The organism is Agrobacterium deltaense RV3 (genome assembly GCF_900013505.1).
In the GTDB taxonomy this organism is placed as follows: domain Bacteria; phylum Pseudomonadota; class Alphaproteobacteria; order Rhizobiales; family Rhizobiaceae; genus Agrobacterium; species Agrobacterium leguminum.
Genome location: NZ_LT009745.1, coordinates 308021 through 323889 on the forward strand (window position 1 = coordinate 308021; position 15869 = coordinate 323889).

17 protein-coding genes are annotated in these 15869 nt (G+C 60.8%); 9 read left to right on the forward strand and 8 right to left on the reverse strand.

The genetic code is table 11. The annotated features are described in order from the left end of the window. Window positions 1-14: 14 nt before the first annotated feature. A complete protein-coding gene (locus tag AGR7B_RS01585; RefSeq protein ID WP_003520050.1) occupies window positions 15-1208 on the reverse strand; it encodes a DNA recombination protein RmuC in 1194 nt (397 codons plus the stop codon). A 148-nt stretch (window positions 1209-1356) separates the two neighbouring features. Here AGR7B_RS01585 and def point away from each other — a divergent pair, with 148 nt between their 5' ends. Genes def through truA form a run of 3 tightly spaced genes read left to right on the forward strand, consistent with a single transcriptional unit; the run spans window position 1357 to window position 3653 of the window. Next, window positions 1357-1869 (forward strand): peptide deformylase, encoded by a 513-nt coding sequence (gene def, locus AGR7B_RS01590; protein ID WP_003503724.1) that lies wholly within the window; start codon window positions 1357-1359, stop codon window positions 1867-1869. A 45-nt stretch (window positions 1870-1914) separates the two neighbouring features. Further along, window positions 1915-2850, forward strand: coding sequence for a methionyl-tRNA formyltransferase (fmt, locus tag AGR7B_RS01595; RefSeq protein WP_080855867.1), 936 nt, complete (start codon window positions 1915-1917; stop codon window positions 2848-2850). After that, entirely contained in the window at window positions 2850-3653 is an 804-nt protein-coding gene (gene truA / locus AGR7B_RS01600) for a tRNA pseudouridine(38-40) synthase TruA (RefSeq protein WP_080855868.1), read from the forward strand. Before fmt ends, truA begins: the two co-directional genes overlap by 1 nt. 22 nt (window positions 3654-3675) lie before the next feature. Here the strand turns inward: truA and AGR7B_RS01605 are convergent, their stop codons facing one another. From AGR7B_RS01605 to dapD, 3 genes are read right to left on the reverse strand one after another with little or no spacing between them, the layout of a single operon-like run. Further along, window positions 3676-4272 (reverse strand): hypothetical protein, encoded by a 597-nt coding sequence (locus AGR7B_RS01605; RefSeq protein WP_003520047.1) that lies wholly within the window; start codon window positions 4270-4272, stop codon window positions 3676-3678. Next, window positions 4256-5452: a succinyl-diaminopimelate desuccinylase gene (gene dapE / locus AGR7B_RS01610; RefSeq protein WP_080855869.1), complete on the reverse strand. Its 1197-nt coding sequence runs from the start codon at window positions 5450-5452 to the stop codon at window positions 4256-4258. Before dapE ends, AGR7B_RS01605 begins: the two co-directional genes overlap by 17 nt. Before the next feature lie 15 nt (window positions 5453-5467). Next, window positions 5468-6322, reverse strand: coding sequence for a 2,3,4,5-tetrahydropyridine-2,6-dicarboxylate N-succinyltransferase (gene dapD, locus AGR7B_RS01615; RefSeq protein WP_003520045.1), 855 nt, complete (start codon window positions 6320-6322; stop codon window positions 5468-5470). Window positions 6323-6460: 138 nt separating this feature from the next. On the opposite strand from dapD, the gene AGR7B_RS01620 reads away from it, so the two are divergent. Together AGR7B_RS01620 and AGR7B_RS01625 are read left to right on the forward strand one after the other, a co-directional pair. Continuing rightward, window positions 6461-7327, forward strand: a complete 867-nt coding sequence (locus tag AGR7B_RS01620; RefSeq protein WP_423748603.1) for an LOG family protein — start codon at window positions 6461-6463, stop codon at window positions 7325-7327. Between the two features lie 166 nt (window positions 7328-7493). Beyond that, on the forward strand, window positions 7494-9827 hold the full coding sequence (locus AGR7B_RS01625) for a methyl-accepting chemotaxis protein (protein WP_080855870.1): 2334 nt from the start codon (window positions 7494-7496) through the stop codon (window positions 9825-9827). A gap of 70 nt (window positions 9828-9897) precedes the next feature. Here AGR7B_RS01625 and AGR7B_RS01630 read toward each other — a convergent pair whose 3' ends face one another. Then, window positions 9898-10842, reverse strand: coding sequence for a nucleoside hydrolase (locus AGR7B_RS01630; protein ID WP_080855871.1), 945 nt, complete (start codon window positions 10840-10842; stop codon window positions 9898-9900). Between the two features lie 205 nt (window positions 10843-11047). Here AGR7B_RS01630 and AGR7B_RS01635 point away from each other — a divergent pair, with 205 nt between their 5' ends. Both AGR7B_RS01635 and AGR7B_RS01640 read left to right on the forward strand, forming a co-directional pair. Then, window positions 11048-11473 carry an Hsp20 family protein gene (locus tag AGR7B_RS01635; RefSeq protein ID WP_080855872.1) on the forward strand — a complete coding sequence of 142 codons (426 nt, stop codon included), beginning with the start codon at window positions 11048-11050 and terminating at the stop codon, window positions 11471-11473. Window positions 11474-11529: 56 nt separating this feature from the next. Beyond that, a complete protein-coding gene (locus AGR7B_RS01640; protein ID WP_003520040.1) occupies window positions 11530-11787 on the forward strand; it encodes a BQ00720 family protein in 258 nt (85 codons plus the stop codon). Between the two features lie 40 nt (window positions 11788-11827). Here the strand turns inward: AGR7B_RS01640 and AGR7B_RS01645 are convergent, their stop codons facing one another. Both AGR7B_RS01645 and AGR7B_RS01650 read right to left on the reverse strand, forming a co-directional pair. After that, window positions 11828-12445 carry an EF-hand domain-containing protein gene (locus tag AGR7B_RS01645; protein WP_080855873.1) on the reverse strand — a complete coding sequence of 206 codons (618 nt, stop codon included), beginning with the start codon at window positions 12443-12445 and terminating at the stop codon, window positions 11828-11830. A 100-nt stretch (window positions 12446-12545) separates the two neighbouring features. Beyond that, the gene (locus tag AGR7B_RS01650) at window positions 12546-13259 is read right to left on the reverse strand and encodes a pyrimidine 5'-nucleotidase (RefSeq protein ID WP_078051319.1); all 714 of its coding nucleotides are present in this window, start codon (window positions 13257-13259) and stop codon (window positions 12546-12548) included. 106 nt (window positions 13260-13365) lie between these two features. Here AGR7B_RS01650 and AGR7B_RS01655 point away from each other — a divergent pair, with 106 nt between their 5' ends. Continuing rightward, window positions 13366-14283 (forward strand): EamA family transporter, encoded by a 918-nt coding sequence (locus AGR7B_RS01655; RefSeq protein ID WP_080856947.1) that lies wholly within the window; start codon window positions 13366-13368, stop codon window positions 14281-14283. 46 nt (window positions 14284-14329) lie between these two features. On the opposite strand, the gene argB is transcribed toward AGR7B_RS01655, so the two are convergent. Next, the gene (gene argB, locus AGR7B_RS01660; RefSeq protein WP_003503698.1) at window positions 14330-15214 is read right to left on the reverse strand and encodes an acetylglutamate kinase; all 885 of its coding nucleotides are present in this window, start codon (window positions 15212-15214) and stop codon (window positions 14330-14332) included. 270 nt (window positions 15215-15484) lie between these two features. On the opposite strand from argB, the gene AGR7B_RS01665 reads away from it, so the two are divergent. Further along, entirely contained in the window at window positions 15485-15862 is a 378-nt protein-coding gene (locus tag AGR7B_RS01665) for a hypothetical protein (RefSeq protein WP_065654560.1), read from the forward strand. Window positions 15863-15869: the final 7 nt, after the last annotated feature.

Genomic DNA, 15869 nt, shown 5'->3' on the forward strand with positions numbered 1-15869 from the left:
TTTGCCCGAGCGGATCACTCGTCGTCAACCACCCGCAACTTTGCCGTTCCCGCCCTGTTCTCGGCAAAGCGTCGAGCCTGCTCTATTTCCCCATGCGACGTCTCTTTTTCCGTCGGTGAAAAATCGAGACCTTCGATTTTCTGGCCGCGCGCCAGCACCTTGTCGGAGGAGATCAGCATCATGTCGATATCCTTTTGCGCCAATCCAAAATGGGCCTGCAGCTTGCGCGTCCGGTCGTCCAGCCGCCGCACATCGTCCATCAGCAATGCCACTTCACCCTGAATGAGATGCGCCTGCTCGCGCATGCGCTGATCCTTGAGCACGGACTGGATGACCTGTACCGACAGCATCAGAAGTGACGGCGAAACGATGACGACGCGGGCGCGGTGAGCGCGCTGCACCAGATATTCGAAGTGCTGGTGGATATCGGCGAAGATCGATTCGGACGGCACGAAAATGAAGGCCGTATCCTGGGTTTCGCCGCGAATGAGATACTTCTCGGCGACATCGCGAATATGCACCTCCATATCGCGGCGGAACTGCTGCACGGCGGCGCGTTTGGTTTCGGGCGTCTCGTCCGCCTTGATGGCGTTCCACGCCTCCAGCGGAAACTTGGCGTCGATGACGAGCGGCGGGGCATTGTTGGGCATCTTGATGGTGCAGTCCGGCCGATAACCGTTCGAAAGCGTCGGCTGCAACTGGAAGGCCCCGGCCGGAAGCGCATCGGCAATCAGCGTCTCCATGCGGGCCTGTCCAAAGGCGCCGCGCGTCTGCTTGTTGGAAAGGATGGCCTGCAACCCGACGACGTCCTTGGCCAGATCCTGAATATTGCCCTGCGCGGCATCGATGACCGCGAGGCGCTCCTGCAGGCGGCTCAGATTCTCATGCGTCGACCGGGTCTGCTCCGTCAGTGTTTCGCCAAGGCGCTGCGACATGCCGTCGAGGCGCTGGTTCAGCGTCTGGCTCATCTCGGTCTGGCGGGTGCCGAGCGTTTCCGCCATGGCGGCGATGCGGCCATGCAGTTCGGACTGTGTTTTCAGGAGGTCGGAGATTTCGCCGTCGGCTCCTGCTTTTTTCGCACGGTTCGCCGTCACCAGCCAGGTCGTGACCAGACCGAAAACCAGAGCCGCGAGCAGCGCGCCGAAGCTGATGTCGACGGAGCCGGCCCGTAACGCGGGATCGAGGAGAACGGAGAAATCTATGCTCATAATTAAATCTAGCAGGTTTCTTGTGATTCGGAAGATCAAAACAAGAACATTCCTGCGGCGGAAATGAGTCGGGCGGGACGGATGCCGGAGGCTGATTGAACCTCGTGTTTTTTATTTCCTCCGCGCAAGAGATACGTTATGGGAAGCCATGACCATCAAACCGCTTATCATTTTGCCCGATCCCGTGCTGCGCCAGCAATCGAAGCCCATCGAAAAGGTGGATGCCGAGGTGCTGCGTCTTGCCGACGACATGCTGGAAACCATGTATGATGCGCCGGGTATCGGCCTCGCCGCCATTCAGATCGGCGTGGCGCGCCGCATGCTGGTGATCGACGTTGCGCGTGAAGGCGAGGAAAAGACCCCGATCGTCTTCATCAATCCGGAAATCCTCAAGGTGTCGGACGATGTCTCGACCTATGAGGAGGGCTGCCTCTCCATCCCCGATTATTACGCCGAGGTGGAGCGTCCCGCGTCGCTCACGGTGCAATATGTCGGCCGTGACGGCAAGCAGCAGACGGTCGAGGCGGACGGCCTGCTCGCCACCTGCCTGCAGCACGAGATCGATCACCTGAACGGCGTTCTCTTCATCGACCATATTTCGCGGCTGAAGCGCGACATGGTCATCAAGAAATTCACGAAAGCGGCCCGCGCAAAGATCTGATCCGTACTCTGCGGACCGGAATGGATGACGGGGCAGGGGGCGACGATGGCTCTTCGCATCATTTTTATGGGTACGCCGGATTTTTCCGTTCCCACCCTGCGTGCACTGGTGGAGGCCGGCCACGAGATCGTTGCCGTCTACACCCAACCGCCGCGTCCCGGCGGCCGTCGTGGCCTGGATCTGCAGAAGTCCCCGGTGCATCAGGCCGCCGAACTGTTGGGCCTGCCTGTGCTGACGCCGGTGAACTTCAAGGCAGAGGAAGACCGACAGCAGTTCCGGGATTTCAATGCCGATGTTGCGGTTGTCGTGGCTTACGGGTTGCTGCTGCCTGAAGCGATCCTCAGCGGCACGCGCCTTGGCTGTTATAACGGCCACGCCTCGCTGCTGCCGCGCTGGCGTGGCGCTGCCCCCATCCAGCGGGCCATCATGGCCGGCGATGCCGAGACCGGCATGATGGTCATGAAAATGGAAAAGGGGCTCGATACCGGCCCCGTCGCACTGACCGCCAAGGTCGCGATCGATGAGAACATGACCGCCGGAGAATTGCATAACAGCCTGATGCTGGCCGGCGCGCGGCTGATGCGGCAGGCTATGGACAAGCTGGAAACCGGTGACCTGCCGCTTGTCACGCAGGCGGAAGAAGGCGTGCTCTATGCCGCGAAGATCGACAAGGGCGAGACCCGCATCGATTTTTCGAGGCCGGCGCAGGACGTGCATAACCACATTCGCGGCCTTTCGCCGTTTCCCGGCGCATGGCTGGAAATGGACATCGGCGGCAAGGCGGAGCGCGTGAAGGTTCTGGCCTCCGAACTGGCAAGCGGCATGGGAGAAGCGGGCGCGGCGCTGGATGACGCCCTTACCATTGCCTGCGGCAGCGGCGCCGTGCGGCTCACCCGTCTGCAGAAGGCGGGCGGCAAGCCGATGTCGGCGGCCGATTTCGTGCGCGGCACACCGGTTCCGACCACAACGAGGCTCGGCTGATGCCACGTTTCCGCATGACTGTCGAATATGACGGCACGCCCTATTATGGCTGGCAGAGACAGGATAACGGCCCCTCGGTTCAGGGTGCGCTGGAGGCTGCGGTTCGCTCGTTGACGGGAGAGAGCGTCTCCATTCGCGGCGCCGGCCGCACCGATTCCGGTGTGCATGCCGTCGGGCAGGTCGTCCACGTGGATCTTTCCCGAGACTGGGAGCCCTACAAGCTTCGCAACGCGCTCAATGCGCATCTCGCCATGGCGGGTGAAGCCGTGGCCGTCCTCGATGCTGCTTCCGTGACCGAGGATTTCGACGCCCGGTTTTCCGCCCTTCGTCGGCACTACCTTTACCGCATCATCTGCCGCAAGGCCCGGCTGGCGCTGGAGCACAAGCGAGCATGGTGGGTGTCGAAGGACATGGACCATGAGCGCATGCATGAAGCCGCCCAGATGCTCGTCGGCCGGCATGATTTCACGACCTTCCGCTCCGTGCATTGTCAGGCGAACAGCCCGGTGCGCACGCTCGACCGGCTGGATGTGACGCGCACCGGCGATCTCATCGAGATACGTGCGACCGCGCAGAGCTTCCTGCATAACCAGATCCGCTCTTTTGCGGGCACGCTGAAACTGGCGGGTGAAGGCACGATGACGCCCGAGGATGTGCGCGCCGCACTGGAGGCGCGCGATCGCAAGGCCTGCGGCCCGGTCGCGCCGCCGGACGGTCTCTATTTCATGCAGGTCGATTATCCCGACGTCATTCCGCCGCGTCGCAGGTACCCTGAAGCCGATATGGTTGAGGACGCGGATTGACCGCTAAAACCCACGCCGGTTCTCAGGCCGGATAAACGCCGAGAAAGCGCTGCAGCGCTTCCGACAGAAGCATGCCGGGCACCAGCAGCGTCATGACGATGGCCGAGACGAGCAGCGACTGGTCGCGGATGAAGAACCGCACGATCCGCGAGAAAGCGAAGACCAGCGACAGAAGCAGCGCCAGCCAGAGAATGGCGATCAGCCCCTGCAAGGGCGGCAGGAAGAATGCGATCAGGATCAGAACCGCATAGGCGTAGGAAAATGGCAGCGACAGCCAGTTCATGGTGGTGACGAGCGGCGCGAATTTTTCCCGTGCGCCGAAGGCAAACAGCAGCATGCCGATCAACAGCAGCGGCACGATCCAGCAGATGGCCTCGACCATCGCCAGACGGAAGAAAAAGATGAAGCCCGTTCCGGTGCCGGGCGGATAGCTGGCGAGAAAGGCGGCGCGCAGCCACAGCCAGGAAACCAGCATGGCCGGCAGGCACCAGAGGGCGGAATAGAAGGACCGCCACATGCCGCGCTCTGAAAGGTCCAGATAACGCGCACCATTATGGTCACCCAGCAGCAGAAGCCACAAGCCCGTCAGATAGAGCCTTATTTCACTTGCCGTCGGCATGGGCGAACCAGCGTTCGATAAAGGTCTCGTAAATGCGCGTCAGCGTCTCGAGATCGGCAACCGCCACACGCTCATCGACCATATGCATGGTCTGCCCGACGAGGCCGAATTCCACCACCGGGCAATAATCCTTGATGAAGCGCGCATCCGAGGTGCCGCCGGTGGTCGAAAGCTTCGGTTCCTTGCCCGTCACGGCTTCCACCGCGCCGGAAAGCGACGAGATGAGGGCATTGTTCCGGGTAAGAAAGACATGGGCCGGGCGGTCAGCCCAGACGATATCGTATTTCACCGGTGCACGGTGGGGGCGAAGCTCGCCTTCCGCCGCGGCGGTATCGAGGCGGCGGATGATTTCCGCGCGCAGGCTCTCTGCAGTCCACGTATCGTTGAAACGGATGTTGAAGGAGGCCGTCGCCCGCGCCGGGATTACATTGGCGGCGGCATTGCCGGTATCGACTGTGGTTACTTCCAGATTGGAGGGCTGGAAATTGTCGGTGCCATGATCGAAGGGTGGATGCATCAGCGCATGGGTCAGTTGCAGCAGACCGCGAATGGGGTTGTCGGCGAGATGCGGATAGGCCGCATGGCCCTGCACGCCATGAACCGTGATGCGGCCGGAAAGCGATCCCCGGCGGCCGATCTTGATCATGTCGCCAAGCTGGTCGGGATTGGTCGGCTCGCCCACCACGCAGGCATCCCATGTCTCGCCCTTGGCGGCCGCCCATTCCAGCAGCTTGGAGGTGCCGTTGATCGACGGGCCTTCCTCATCGCCTGTAATCAGGAAGGAAACGGAGCCCTGCGGTTTGCCGTGTTTTTCAATATGGCGGGCGATGGCGGCAACGAAACAGGCGATGCCGCCCTTCATGTCCACTGCACCACGACCGAACATTTCGCCGCCGGCGATTTCGGCCGCAAAGGGCGGATGGCTCCATGCGGCCTCATCGCCCACCGGAACGACATCCGTATGGCCCGCAAACATCAGATGCGGACCCTCGGTGCCGAGCCGGGCGTAAAGGTTCTCCACGTCAGGCGTTCCCGCCTCGCTCGCCACCATCCTGTCCACCTGGAAACCAAGCGGTGAAAGCAGGGTGTCGAGCAGGGAAAGCGCGCCGCCTTCCGCAGGCGTCACCGAAGGGCAACGGATGAGGGCGGCGAGATTGGCAACGGGATCGGTCGTGGTCATGGCAGTCGCTTTATATCAGTCGCGCAGAAGCTCATTGATGCCGGTCTTGGAGCGGGTCTTTTCATCGACGCGCTTGACGATGACCGCACAATAAAGGCTCGGGCCCGGTTCGCCGTTCGGGAAAGGCTTGCCCGGCATGGTGCCCGCAACGACGACGGAATAGGGCGGCACTTCGCCATAGGTGATCTCACCGGTGGCGCGGTCGACGATCTTGGTGGACTTGCCGATGAAGACGCCCATGCCGAGAACGGCGCCTTCACGCACGATGCAGCCTTCGACGACTTCCGAACGTGCGCCGATAAAGCAATTGTCCTCGATGATCGTCGGGCCCGCCTGCAAGGGCTCCAGAACGCCGCCGATGCCGACGCCGCCGGAGAGGTGCACATTCTTGCCGATCTGCGCGCAGGAGCCGACGGTTGCCCAGGTGTCGACCATCGTGCCTTCATCGACATAGGCGCCGAGATTGACGAAGGAAGGCATCAGCACCACGTTCTTGGCGACATAGGCGGAGCGGCGCACGACGGCGTTCGGCACGGCGCGGAAACCGGCGGCGCGGAACTGGTTTTCACCCCAGTTTTCGAACTTCGACGGCACCTTGTCCCACCAGGTAGATTCGCCCGGTCCGCCGGTCACGATCTCCATGTCGTTCAGGCGGAAGGAGAGAAGAACGGCCTTTTTCAGCCACTGGTTCACCTTCCAGCTTCCGTCAGCCTGCTTTTCGGCCACGCGTGCCTTGCCGCTATCGAGAAGTTGAAGAGATGTGTCCACGGCGTCGCGAACCTCGCCCTTCGTCGATACGTTCACACCATCGCGGTTGTCGAAGGCGGTTTCGATGATGGTTTCGAGGGAGGTGAGATCCGTAAGGCTCATGGAAAATTCCTTAAAGTCGCGTGGTGTTCGTGGTCACGGATGGTCCCGCGCCGCTGGAAGGCTTTGGTCATTTGATCTAAGGGAGTGTTGGAAAGGCGTCAATGTGATTTGGGTGATTTGGCGCGTCAGACGAAAGGCATGGAAATGACACGACTGAAAAACGGCAAGTTGCGGCGCAAGGACGGGGTATGGGACCCGTTGAAGCGCAGTGCCGTGGACAAGCAGCAGGCCGAGGTCGTTCAAAAAACACCGCAGTCGGATTCCCCGTCCTATCGCCTCGCCTATGTGGACATGGATTTCCTCTGCCGCGAGGAATTGCGCCCCGTCAGGCTTCAACTGGAACTGCTGAAGACGGAAATGGCGCTGACCGAGCGCGGCATCAAATCCACCGTCGTCATGTTCGGCGGCGCCCGCATTCCCGAACCCGGCGGCGAAGCCTGGGCGGCGCGCAATGAGACGCAGAAGCGCAATCTGGAGCAATCCTCGGTCTATTACGACGAAGCGCGCAAATTCGCTCGCCTTTGCACCGACTACGGCGCGAAATCCGGTCACCTGGAATATGTGGTTGTCACCGGCGGCGGTCCCGGCGTCATGGAGGCGGGTAACCGAGGCGCCATGGATGCCGGAGGACCCTCCATCGGCCTCAATATCGTCCTGCCGCACGAACAAGCGCCCAACCCTTATGTAACGCCGGAACTGAGCTTCAATTTCCACTATTTCGCGATCCGGAAAATGCACTTCCTGATGCGGGCGAAGGCCGTGGTGGTTTTCCCCGGCGGTTTTGGTACGCTGGATGAGCTTTTCGAGGCTTTGACGCTGATCCAGACCAAGCGAATGGCCCCGATCCCTCTCATTCTTTTTGGAGAAAAGTTTTGGCGATCCGTCGTCAATTTTGAGTTTTTGGCGGATTTCGGCACCATCGCTCCCGAGGATATGAATCTCCTGCACTTTGCCGAAACGGCGGACGATGCCTGGAAAATCATTTCCGACTACTACGAACATTGAAGATGCACGGCGCGGCGAAGTAATATTAGGGCTTAATTAGCAATCATATTCTAATTTTGCCCCGTCGCGCTGCAGCGCACTGTCCCATGCGGACGGGCCTCCATGACGGAGATTGTCATCCGTTGACGTCAGCTCCTTCGGGTTGACGATTTCCATTGGGGCCTAAATGTTCAATCTCAAAGTGAAGTCGCTTGCGACCAAGCTGATCCTCGTAACCGGCTGTGCCATCACCACGGTTCTCGTTGCATCCAATTCTTTCCTCATCTCCCAGACCAGTGAGCGCGTGCACGCGCTGACCATGGATCAGGCCAATACGGAAGCCCGCGCCATCGCCAACGTAATCGCCGCCGATGTCGGTGAACTTGGCAGCGCCGCGCGCTCCATGGCCGGCGTCATCGGCCGTGCGCATCAGGCGAAATCGATGGATCGCCCCGGCATCGTCAACATCCTCAAGGCCAATGTCGAGCAGAATGCCTTCGCTTTCGGAAGCTGGTTCTGCGAGCAGCTCGGTCTCTTTGACGGGCAGAGCAAGGAGATTGCGGGCAGGCTCGATCTCGGCACCAATGAAAACGGTGCGTTTGCGCCCTATTGGTCGAAGACCCAGAAGGGCGACATCCAGTTCTCGACCTTCAAGAATGATTATGCGGCGGAATGGTATGCGCTCGCTTCCAAATCCGGTAAGGGCGCCATTACCCAGCCCTATCTCGCAGAGGGCACGGAAGTACCCACAACCATGACCTCGCTTGCCTATCCGGTCATGTCGGACGGCAAGATGATCGGCGTGGCGGGTGTCGATATTTCGCTGGCCTCGCTGTCGCAGAAGCTGCAGGCGCTGCACCCTTTTGAGACCGGCCGCGTAACGCTCGTTTCGCAGGGTGGCCAGTGGCTGGTGCCGCCGACACCCGCGCAGAATATGAAAGCCTATGACGGAGACGGCGCGAGCACCGTTCAGGCGGCGATTACGTCCGGCAAGCAGGGCCTCATCGAAAATCTCGGCCTCGATACGGACGCGCCCTATAATCGTCTCGTTTATCCCTTCGCCGTTCCGGGTCTCAACGCGACCTGGGTGGTGCTGGTGGATATTCCCCATCAGGCCCTGAACGCACCGGTTCAGGAACAGACCTACATGATGATCATCGGCGCGATCGTCATTCTCGCCGCCGTCATCACCGCGCTTTATTTCGCCGTGCGCCATTTCGTCCGCAATCCGCTTGCCTCCCTGGTGTCCGACGTCAGGACGCTGAGCGACGGTCGCTACGATGTGCCCGTTTCCGGACAGGAACGCCGGGATGAGACGGGTGCCGTGGCTACTGCGCTTGAAGGTTTCCGCGCGAAGCTTGCTGGCATCCGCGAGATGGAGGCCGAAGCCGAGGCCCAGCGTGGTCAAGCGGAAACGGCGCGCCAGCGCTCGGAATCCGAGCGTACTGAAAACAGCCGGATGCAGCAGCACATTGTCGGCGTGCTGGGTGCAGGCCTCAATGCGCTTTCGCAGGGCAATCTCACCTACCGCATCGAGGACGAGTTCCCCGGCGAATATGCGAAGCTGCGCGAGGACTTCAACTCGGCGCTTGCGAGCCTCGAGGAAACCGTTTCCACCGTCAATGCAACCGTCGTCAGCATCGGTAACGGCACGGGCGAGATCACTCGCGCCGCCAGCGATCTTTCGCACCGCACGGAACAGCAGGCCGCAAGCCTGGAAGAAACCGCCGCCGCCCTCAATGAGCTGACGGCGCAGGTCAATTCCAGCGCGGAAAACGCCGCAGAGGCGGCCGGAGCCGTCAGCCATGCCTGCGACGACGCAGGCAAGTCGGGTGAGGTCGTGCAGCAGGCCGTAAACTCCATGGAAGGCATCGCGCAATCCTCGGCCGAAATCTCGCGCATCATCGGGGTTATCGATGAGATCGCTTTCCAGACCAACCTCCTGGCGCTGAATGCGGGCGTCGAGGCAGCCCGCGCCGGTGATGCCGGCAAGGGCTTTGCCGTCGTCGCACAGGAAGTGCGCGAACTGGCGCAGCGGTCCGCCACTGCCGCCAAGGAGATCAAGGGTCTCATCAACACCTCGGCCATGCAGGTGGGCGAGGGCGTCCAGCTGGTCGGCAAGGCCGGTGAGACGATGAAAAAGATCGCCGATCAGGTTCTGCAGATCAACCAGTTGATACGGCAGATTTCCGCTTCCGCCAGCGAGCAGGCAGTCGGCCTCAAGGAGATCAACTCCGCCGTCACCCAGATGGATCAGGTGACCCAGCAGAATGCGGCGATGGTGGAAGAAACTACCGCTGCGAGTGTGACGCTGAACAGCGAGGCCGAAACGCTGAAGTCGCTCGTTGCCGGTTTCTCCGTTTCCGGCGGCCATTCCAGCCAGCAACTGCGCGCCACGGCGGCGGCAATGCGCGCACCCGCCGCTCCGACCCAGGCGTCGGGCCGCCCGGCCGCGCCCCGCGCCCGTCCGAGAACCAGCGGCGCAAACGCGCTGGCGCAGGATGACTGGACGGAATTCTGACGCGCCATTTCCGTCTCAAATAAAAAGGGCCGCTGGTATCGCCAGCGGCCCTTTTTCATGTCCGCTTCCGTTACAGACGGGCGAAACGTTCCGTCAGCAATTCGAAGAAGCCGTCGGCATCCACATTGCGCATCACGCGGGCATTGGCGGGCCGTTCGGTAACCTTCCACCAGTCCACCACGGTCATGCCCATGGTGAGTTCGGAGTGGACCTCGATTTCGACATTGCACTCGCGACCCTGAAACAGTTCGGGTTTGACGAGATAGGCAATGACAGTCGGATCATGCAGCGGGCCGCCATCCGAGCCGTATTTTTCGATGTCGAAACGCTCGAAGAATTCCAGCATTTCCGCCATGGCGATGGCCGGCCGCGTGCCAATGTCGCGAATGCGGCTGACCCGAGCCTTGGTTGTCAGCAACTGATGGGTGACGTCGAGCGGCATCATGACGATCGGCATGCCGGAGCGGAAGACGATATCGGCGGCCTGCGGGTCGACATAGATGTTGAATTCCGCCGCCGGGGTGATGTTGCCGCCCTCGAAGAAACCGCCGCCCATCATCACCAGTTCCTTGACGCGGTCGGCGATTTCCGGCGCCTTCAGGAGCGCCAGCGCCACATTGGTCAGCGCGCCGAGCGTGCAGAGCGTTACGGTGCCGGCGGGTTCCCGCATCAGCGTTTCGATGATGAAATCGACCGCGTGCTGCTTTTGCGCTTCCATGGTCGGCTCATCGAGAACCGGGCCATCGAGGCCGGTGCTGCCGTGAACGTGCTCGGCGGTGATGGGCTTGCGCACCAGCGGCTTCTCGGCGCCCTCATAGACGGGAATATCGGTGCGGCCGCACAATTCGCTGATGATGCGGATGTTGCGGCTGGTCAGCTTCAGCGGAACGTTGCCGGCGACGGCGCACAATCCGAGAATGTCGATTTCCTCCGGGCTTGCGAAGGCGAGCATGATTGCCGCCGCATCGTCCTGGCCCGGATCGGTGTCGATAATGATTTTTCTGCGTTCTGCCATGTCTTGCCCGCCGTTGAGATGAGCGCTTTTTTCGAGCGGCGGGTGCTCACTTGTCAAGCCTCATTCCCGGTGTTCCCTTTGCTCGTCGCCGCGTCTTGCGTATTGCGGTTGTGCTTCCCATATTGCAGGGGCCGGTGCGATTGACCGGCGAGGTTGCCGGAAGCGGGACCGCGAAACGTCGCTTGGTTGCAAGGACAAAAGAGACATGAGCCGCATGACGCCATTCACCCACCCGCTTTTGCTGGGTTTTGATGCCATGGAAAAAACGCTGGAGCGCATGGCGAAGGCCCATGACGGCTATCCTCCCTATAATATCGAGCGCCTGCCGGGCAGCGGCGATGTGCCGGAACGCCTGCGCATCACCATCGCGGTTGCCGGTTTCTCGCAGGACGATCTGGATGTGACGACGGCCGATAACCAGCTCGTCATTCGCGGACGCCAGCAGGAACAGGAGAAACGCGATTTTCTCTATCGCGGCATCGCGGCGCGCCAGTTCCAGCGGGTTTTCGTGCTTGCCGATGGCATGCAGGTCAGGGAAGCGCGTCTGCGCAACGGGCTTCTTTCCATCGATCTGGTGCGGCCGGAAATTTCAAACGTGGTGAAGAAAATTAATATTTCCGTCTCAGAGTAGAACGTGAACGCCGGAATCCGACACGAATCGCTCGGCGTGAAGAAGGAGGCTGAAATATGCTGTTGAAAGAAGCGCATGCGCGTCTCACCCAATCCCAGCTCGCCCATATCGGCGAAGGAGAAGTGGGATATATCCGCAAGATCCGCGCGGAAGACGTCAGCCGCTGTTTCCCGGAAGCGCCCGATCTCGATCCGCAATTGGACCTTTGGGCGCTGTTCGGTGCAGATGGTACGCCGATCCTCCTGACGGACAACCGGTCCAGTACGTTTTTCAAGGCTGCCGAAGACGATCTCCAGACCGTCAGCCTGCATTGAAGAAAAAGCCCGCTTTTGAGCGGGCTTTTTCTTTAGCGGGTTAAAGGAACGGGCGGTCCGGCATGTCGTCGATGGAGATGACGCCGTCCTTGTTCTTGTCCAGCCGTTCGAACATCTTTTCGCCGGCGGCGGTGAATTCCGCCTTGCTGACCTGACCGTTCTCGTCGGTATCGGCCCAGCGGATCAGCGCGAAACCTGCGCCCTTGCCGCCATGCTTGCCCCAGCCCTTATGGCCGAAACGGCCGCCATGTTCGCGCTCGGCATGTCTTTCGGCGCGCTTGCCCTCGGGCCCCTTGCCGTCTTCGGCTTTGGCGTCTTCACGCTCGGGGCGCGGATTGGCGGCGCGGAAAGCTTCCATCTTCGCCTGACGATACTCACGCATTTCCTTCGGCGTGATCGAGCCGTCCTTGTCCTTGTCGATCTCGGTGAAGAGCGCGTCCTGACGTGCGGCGAATTCCTCCTTGGAAATCTTGCCGTCCTTATTGCTGTCGGCCACCTTCAGCAGGTGAACGAAGGCCGCTTCCTGGCGGATCGGCATGCGCTCGCCATGGCCTTTGCCCGGAGCGGGCGGAGCGGCAAAGCTTGCCGTCGCGGCCGTGCCGATCAAAAGGGCTGCGCCAAGAGCAGACAGGGCGATTTTTCGTGTGGTCATCGTCATTACCTTTCTTTGGTGTCCCTGAAGAGAAGATAATGACGTCCCGCACGCCTCACCACTTAAACATCCGTAAGGTGCATGAAGCTTCGGTAATGTTCGCTGCTCAGCCTGCGATGGTTTTCGTCAGGAAGCCGGTCAGGTCGTCGGTGATGTAGTCGATATGCGCATCCGTGGCCGCTGGGATTTCCCAGCGTTCCATGATGACGCCCTCGAGATTGGCGGGGACGAGCAGAACGGTCTTCATGCCGAGCGCCTTGGGCGCCGCGAGATTGCGCGGCAAATCCTCGAACATGGCGGCTTTTTGCGTGTCGAGTTTCGCAAGCGCCGCGAACTTCTCATAGGTCGCGCTGGCCGGTTTCGGCAGATAGCCCGCAGCGACGATATCGAAAATATCCTCGAAATGATCGAGAATTCCGAGCGCACCGGCCGCCGCCTGCGCATGTTTGACGCTGCCGTTGGTAAGGATGAATTTGCGGCCCGGCAAAGCCTTGATCGCCTCGCCGAGTTCCGGATGCGGCTTCAGCGCCGAATAATCGATGGCATGGGCGCGTTCCAGAAACTCGTCCGGGCTGATGCCGTAATGGATCATCAGGCCCTGAAGCGTCGTGCCGTGGTCGTGATAATAGCGCTTCTGCAGTGCCCGGGCCTCGTCGGGATCGAGCTTCAGAAGCTCCGCCACATAGGCCGTCATGTTACGGTCGATCTGCGAAAACAGATTGATGTGATGCGGATAGAGCGTGTTGTCGAGATCGAAGACCCATTCGCTCACATGGTCGAAATCGGCGGCTTCGGGCAGGTTTTTCGGCTTTGTGTCCATGGGCTGCTTTATGCCCGTTTCGAAGGCCAAAGAAAATCGAAAAGACGACGATTGATCAGAAAATCGGGCTTGGCTGGGGCCTCCGGTGCATGATACCGCCAAGGCCATGGAACTCTGGATAGGCATCACTTTCGCAAGCGCGTTCTTGCAGAACCTGCGCTCGACCCTGCAAAAGCACCTCAAGGGCATGATGGGCACCACGGGCGCGACCTTCGTGCGCTTCGTTTTCGGCATGCCTTTCGCTCTCGTCTACCTTGCTTTTCTGCATTTCGGGCTCGGCCGCCCTCTGCCGGTGCCGAACATGTCCTTTGCCGTGTGGGCGACGGTCGGCGCCATGGCGCAGATTGCCGCCACCTTCCTGCTGGTGCACCTGTTCTCGTTTCGCAACTTCGCGGTTGGAACGGCCTATTCCCGCACCGAGCCGGCGCAGGCGGCGCTGTTTGCGCTTATTTTCATCGGGGAAAGCGTCAATGGCGGCACATTGGCGGCCATCGCCATCTCGGTCGCCGGCGTCATGCTTATTTCGGTGGCGCGCACGGAAGTCACGCCCGCTTCCTTCTTCACGTCGATCTTCAGCCGGACAGCGGGTATCGGCCTTGCCTCGGGGGCTTTCTTCGGCCTGTCATCGGTTGCCTATCGATCGGCATCGCTTGCGCTTGCGCCGAGCCTTCCCGCTCCGGACGCGATGATGCAGGCAGGCTTTACCCTCGTTGTCGTCATCGTCATGCAGACGGTTTCGATGTTCCTGTGGATCGTCTGGCGCGAGCGTGAGGAGCTGCGGCGCATCGCGAAGGTGTGGAAACCGTCGCTTGCGGTCGGTTTCGTGGGCGCTACGGCCTCGTTCGGCTGGTTCACGGCGATGACCCTGCAGCAGGCCGCCGTGGTGAAGGCATTGGCGCAGGTGGAGATGCTCTTCGCCTTCGCCTCGACCGTGCTTTTCTTCAAGGAGAAGATCAACAGGCTCGAACTGTCCGGCTGCCTGCTGATTGTCGTGGGCGTGCTGTCACTTTTGGCATTCGGCTGAATGCCAGTTGTGGCGGACAGGCTTGCCGTCCGCCACCTGAAGCCTGTCAGGGCACGATGAGCGTGCCGGCGCCTTCCGTGAAGATTTCCAGAAGGACGGAATGCGGCGTCTTGCCGTTGAGGATCACCACGCCCTGAACACCGGCCTTGATGGCGTCGATGCAAGTCTCGACCTTCGGGATCATACCGCCGGAAATCGTGCCGTCCTTGATGAGCGCACGCGCCTGCGAGACGGTGAGTTCCTTGATGAGTTCCTTGTTCTTGTCGAGAACGCCGGGAACGTCGGTGAGAAACAGCAGACGCGAGGCGTGAAGCGCACCCGCAATCGCGCCGGCGAAGGTATCGGCATTGATATTGTAGGTGGCACCATCGCGGCCAGGCGCGACCGGGGCGATGACCGGGATCATTTCCGACTTGGCGAGCAGGTCGAGCAGGGTGCGGTCGACCTCCGTGACTTCGCCGACAAAGCCGAGATCGAGCACACGTTCGATATTGCTGTCGGGATCGATGACGGTCTTTTTCGCCTTTTCGGCGAAGACCATGTTGCCGTCCTTGCCGCACAGGCCGATGGCCCATTCGCCCGTCTGGTTGATGAGGGCGACGATTTCCTTGTTGATCGAGCCGGCCAGAACCATTTCGACGATCTCGACCGTCTTGGCGTCAGTGACGCGCAGGCCGCCCTCGAATTTCGATTCGATGCCCATCTTGGTCAGCATCGCGCCGATCTGCGGGCCGCCGCCATGCACGACGATGGGGTTGATGCCCGATTGCTTCAACAGGGCGATGTCTTCCGCGAAAGCCTTGCCGAGCGTGGAATCCCCCATGGCGTGGCCGCCATATTTCACCACGATGGTCTTGTTCTCGTATTTCTGCATGAAAGGCAGAGCCTGTGCGAGCAGCCGCGCCTGAGTTTCGCTTTCGGAAGACGTCATCTAAAAACCTCGGTCTGTGGTTGCGGCCGTTGAAAGCCTGTCACCGCTCTAAAGCAAGTCTTTGACGGATGAAATAACCTCCTGGCCTTATTGTGTCGGCAGCGGTCAAATTTCTTTTTTTTGGCTGTCCCGGCCCCGTAATGAGATTGACATAAAGGCCCAATGGGACCAGCCTTCCATGGAAAGGGGAGGGGTTAATTCAGGGCGATATGGGATGTCGCGCGCCGCGGGAGCGATGCTGACCTGAACGACCGAGGAGCGAGAGACCACATGACGGCACCCGATAGAGACAAGCAAAGCGGTTTGCGGGATGAAGTCCTTGCGGGCGAATATGTGCTGGGTGCCCTGCCGCCGGAAAGCATGGCGGAGCTAGCCAAGCGCGTCAAACGCGACCGCCAGTTCGCGGCCATGGTCAGGCGCTGGCGGGACAATCTGGCGGAAACCGAACATCGCGAAAACGCGACCGTCGCCGCGCTGCTGGAACGGGACCCAGGCCGCTCCGGCCTGCCATTCAGGGGCCAGCCGCTACGGGGTGGCAGCATGTTCGCAGCCATGCTTTCCGAGGTCTGGCATTCCGTGCGCTTCTGGCGCCTTCTGGCGTTGACGGCGATGCTCTGGACCGCCGTTCTGCTTTTCACCATCGCCTGAGAGGCGT